The sequence below is a fragment of the Poseidonocella sp. HB161398 genome, assembly GCF_005870025.1.
Lineage (GTDB): Bacteria > Pseudomonadota > Alphaproteobacteria > Rhodobacterales > Rhodobacteraceae > Mangrovicoccus.
On record NZ_VATA01000161.1, the window covers coordinates 1 to 3,990 of the forward strand.

Consider the following 3,990-nt stretch of genomic DNA (forward strand, 5'->3'; position numbering starts at 1 on the left):
GCCCCCTCGTGCAGGGTTGTTGTCACCGTCCTTCGATCTGAAACTATGCAGCGAGGCGGGCGGGACAGGATGACGAGTGGCCTATTCACAGGAACGAAAGGCGGCGGTTCTCGCGAAGATGCTGCCGCCGAACAGCACCCCCTTGAACCGGCTGGCGGTTGAAGAGGGGATCTCGCGGGCAACGCTCGCCAAGTGGCGCGCGGAGGCGCGGGCGAAGGGCAAGCTGCTGCCCGAGGCTGACGCGCATGTCGAAGGCTGGACGTCGGGCGACAAGCTTGCCGCGGTGATCGAGGCGGCGGCGCTGAACGAGGCGGAGCTGGGCGACTACTGCCGCCGCCGCGGGATATTCCCCGAGCAGATCGCGATCTGGCGGGAGGCCTGCGAGATGGCGAATGACTGGGACCGCGCAGCTTCGGCGCGGATTGCCCGCGAAACGAAGGATGACCGGAAGCGGATCCAGCAGCTCGAGCGCGAGCTGATGCGCAAGGAGAAGGCGCTCGCGGAAGCCGCGGCGCTGCTGGTCCTGAGAAAAAAGGCGGCGGCGATCTGGGGCCCTGCGGACGGAGAGGACGAATGACCTCTGCTCCCGATCGCCGGAAGATTGCCGGGTTCGTCGACGAGGCGATGGCCGCGGGCGCGTGCCGTTCTGCCGCCTGCGGCGAGCTCGGCCTGCATCCGCAGACTCTGGCCCGATGGCGTGACCCGGAGGGCGGCATCCGCGAAGACAAGCGTCCGATGGCGCCCCGGCCGGTACCTGCCAACAAGCTCAGCGACGAGGAGCGCGCCCGCATCGTCACCACCTGCGCCTTGCCCGAGTTCGCCAGCCTTCCGCCCAGCCAGATCGTGCCCATGCTGGCCGACGGGGGCACCTATATCGCGTCGGAATCCAGCTTTTACAGGGTCTTGCGTGACCATGGCCAGAACCATCGCCGCGGTCGCGCGCGCGCACCGGTCCGTCGAAAAGCGCCGAGCAGCTTCGAGGCCAAGGGACCCTGCCAGGTGTGGACCTGGGATATCACCTGGCTGCCCGGACCGGTCGCGGGCAAGTTCTTCTACCTCTACATCATCACCGACATCTGGAGCCGCAAGATCACCGGCTGGGAAGTCCACGAGCGCGAGACGTCGGAGAATGCCGCGGGTCTTCTACAGCGCGCGGTCTGGGCGGAGAAATGCCTGGCCAACCCGCTGGTTTTGCACGCTGATAATGGAAGTCCCATGAAAGGCGCGACGATGAAGGCGACGATGGAGCGGCTCGGCATCACGGCCTCATTCAGCCGGCCCCGCGTCTCCAACGACAACCCTTTCTCCGAGGCGCTGTTCCGCACCTGCAAGTACCGCCCCGGCTGGCCGCCGCGCGGCTTTGCCAGCATCGAGGCCGCGCGGACCTGGGTCCAGGGCTTCGTCACCTGGTACAACCACGAGCACCGCCACAGCGCGATCCGCTTCGTGACGCCCGAGCAGCGCCATCGCGGCGAGGAGCGGTCTCTTCTGGAGAAACGCAGCCGGGTCTACGAGCTGGCCCGCGCGGCGCGGCCCGAGCGCTGGTCAGGCAGCACGCGTTGCTGGAAGCCGATCGGATCGGTCTGGCTCAATCCCGAACGGCCCGACGAGATGCCGCGAGGCAATGGGACCGCCGACGCGCTCCCCAGGGAAGCAGTCGGCGGCGGTCCCATGGCCGCGTCAGGAGAGTGCGCAGCCTGAAAATAGACACCGGTGACAACAACCTTGAAAACCACCGCTTGCGGGCGATGTCCCAGATGAAGCCCGCCAGTTCCCGGGCAATCTGCGGCGCGACAAACAGGGTGAGATTCCCCGACAATCAGGATGAGACGTTGCGGCGGGTGCGAGCCGGAGGGCGGGCGTAGCCCGGCCGGAGTGTCAATCGGCTCTGAAAGGGGGGCTGGCTCAATTTTGATGCAGGCCTTTGCCTACGACATCGCAGTCATCCTCGCCGCCAGGGTACCGACACCCGCCCGGCCATACATTTGCCGCTTCAGCATTTTCAGGCGGTTGATTTGACCTTCTGTCTGGCCGTTCGACCATGGTTCGGTCAGGGCCGCGGCCTCCGCGTCGCAATCTTTCTGGAGGCCGCGGGCAAAGGCACCCAGCAGACTCCGGCACCGGCTGAGATCAGGTCTTGGCGGCCCAATCGTAAGGCGGAAAATCGTCGTCCCGAGACGCTTGAGCGCTGGAGTCGTGTAGTGTGAGGCTTCGTCCTGTAAGGCCATTAACCTACCGGATTCCCGAGGTGAACCCCGAACCTCGAAGAGTTCTGCAACAATGCCGCGCCAGTCTACCACACAAAATGTTGGCATGCCCGCCGTGAACTGGCTAGGAAAATCTAGATCCGCATGCCAGAACAGGAGCGCAGAATGCCAAAATTTGAAACTGTCTTCATTCATATCGGGCACGGAAAAACAGGTTCTAGCTATTTGCAATCAGCGTTGTCTCTTGGCAGCAAACAGCTAGCAGCCAATGGGATATCATATCCACTAGATGATGAGATGGCAGAGAGGTCAAATAGTGGTAAGATTACATCTGGCAATTACCGGCCGAGACCTGGCGCGCTGGATAAGGTCATTTCCGCGGGATCAGCTACGAAGCTTCCGAATCTTTTGATATCAGGCGAGGCCATCTTTCAGGAACTCGCGGCCTCAAGGGAAGGCTTTTTGGAAGAATTGATAAGGCAGTCAAGCGGCGCCAAGATTAAGGCACTCCTATTTTTGCGTGATATTGTGCCACATGCGGTATCGCAATATCAGCAGCGCGTTAAGCGTGGTGGGTATACCGGCACACTTAGCGAAAGCCTTTCGGATTACGCATTTCCACGGCACACGATTAGGGCAATACAACGTCTGAAACAACACGGGTGTGAGTGCACGGTTGTCAACTATACTCGGCACGCTGATTCTGTAGTGGCCGTCGCCGAAAAGTGGCTAGGGCTGAATGAAGGCACATTGCCAACCCCACCAGCAGAGAGAATAAACAGGTCGCTCACCACCGCAGAACTTGAGTTTCAGCGTGCGCTAAACGCTACCCTAGGACGATATGCCGCAAAAATTGTAAGCAATCCTCTTTGCGAGGAAATCCCCAATTTGTCATCAGAGTGGCCGCCAGTCAACCCATTGTCACTTTCCGCATTCTTAGACAGGATGAAAATGGAATTGTCTGATCCAGATTACATTTCTGCCGTGCCCGAGGATGAGAGGCCTGCGGTATTGGACTTCGAGGAATGCATCAGACTGTTTCCCGAGGAGTCAGTGGGGACCGAATACAACTTCTCCAGTGATCAGATGCTTTCGATATCGAGGGCAATTGGACGTGAAGTCGAAAAAGTAGAGAAGCTTCGGAAAAATGCAGAGAAGCTTCGGCAAGTAGTCGTAGGTTTGCGAGAAAAAAACGCGGAGCTACTCGCAAAATTGGGAGAATGAAGTAAGCTGGCCCCGCTCTCTGACGACGCTGAAAAGGGCCCGTGTAAAGGCCATAGGCACCCGAGTGAAGGATGCCGCTTCAGCCCACCAAGTGGCCGTTGGGATGGTCTTTTCGCGGTCGGTCGAGAAGCGGAACAACGCTGCCGGGGCGCACAACGAAATCCTGGGGACATCGAAGCATATGGCCCCGGGCACTCTGGCGGGACTGGAGCGGGTACCACAGCCTCGCTGCATAGTTTCAGATTGAAGGACGGTGACAACTATCCTGATAGAGGGGGACTGCGGTCGCCTGCTGATTTATCCAACAGCACCGTCCTCTCGGGGCAGGGCAATCGCGTTTGGCTCAAGCCGCTGGCAGCGCAGTGAGAATGCTGCGCAGGAACGCTTCGTCCCAGCCCGCCCTCTGGAGCTTCATCGACAGCGACCCCTTCGATGTGTCCTGTCGGACGACGTCCAGCGCGCGGCGGCCCCCTCGTGCAGGGTTGTTGTCACCGTCCTTCGATCTGAAACTATGCAGCGAGGCGGGCGGGACAGGATGACGAGTGGCCTATTCACAGGA

General features: G+C 60.7%; 1 protein-coding gene and 2 pseudogenes. 2 read left to right on the plus strand and 1 reads right to left on the minus strand.

Features of this window, described 5'->3' with window-relative positions:
* Window positions 1–118: 118 nt before the first annotated feature.
* A pseudogene (locus tag FGX59_RS36140) lies at window positions 119–1,611 on the plus strand (IS3 family transposase); the annotation flags it as partial.
* A gap of 317 nt (window positions 1,612–1,928) precedes the next feature.
* Here the strand turns inward: FGX59_RS36140 and FGX59_RS36145 are convergent.
* Window positions 1,929–2,102: pseudogene (locus tag FGX59_RS36145) on the minus strand (ISL3 family transposase); the annotation flags it as partial.
* Between the two features lie 270 nt (window positions 2,103–2,372).
* Here FGX59_RS36145 and FGX59_RS36150 point away from each other — a divergent pair.
* On the plus strand, window positions 2,373–3,431 hold the full coding sequence (locus tag FGX59_RS36150) for a hypothetical protein (protein WP_138473382.1): 1,059 nt from the start codon (window positions 2,373–2,375) through the stop codon (window positions 3,429–3,431).
* Window positions 3,432–3,990: the final 559 nt, after the last annotated feature.